The following is a 522-nucleotide window of genomic DNA, read 5'->3' on the forward strand; positions in this document are numbered from 1 at the left end:
AACATAAATAAATCCTATGATGCCAAACTTATCTACTCAAGCAAAAAATGAACGGCGGTAAGTGAGTGCTGCAAATGTTAGTGGACATAGTGCTACTGCTCAGCTGGCGCACGTAATAACAGCCATAAAAATAGCACTGTACCAACCACACCAAAAATAGTGGCGACCGGTACTTCAAATGGATAGCGAATAGAGCGCCCGATAATATCGCACAGCAACACCGCTGAAGCACCAAGTAGGGCAACTGCTGGCAAGCTGCGACGTAACTTATCTCCCATTAGACGGCTCACAATATTTGGTACGACGAGGCCAATAAAAGGAATCATACCGACCGTCACGACCACAACGGCACTCATCATGGCGACCATACCCACGCCAATCCACGTGACTTGGCGCTTACTAATACCCAAGTTCAAGGCGATATTGTCACCCAAACCGACGATGGTTAGCTTATCGGCGATGATATAGGCGAGTACACACAGTCCACCCGTGAGCCACAGCAGTTCATAACGACCTGCCAAG

Annotated in this window: 1 protein-coding gene; it reads right to left on the bottom strand. The window is 48.1% G+C overall.

Translation table 11 applies throughout. From position 1 onward, the window contains the following. Window positions 1-92: 92 nt before the first annotated feature. On the bottom strand, window positions 93-522 hold a 430-nt coding region (locus ACS8FC_RS20795), incomplete at its 5' end, for an iron chelate uptake ABC transporter family permease subunit (protein ID WP_439298180.1).

The organism is Psychrobacter sp. 1Y4 (assembly GCF_051847555.1).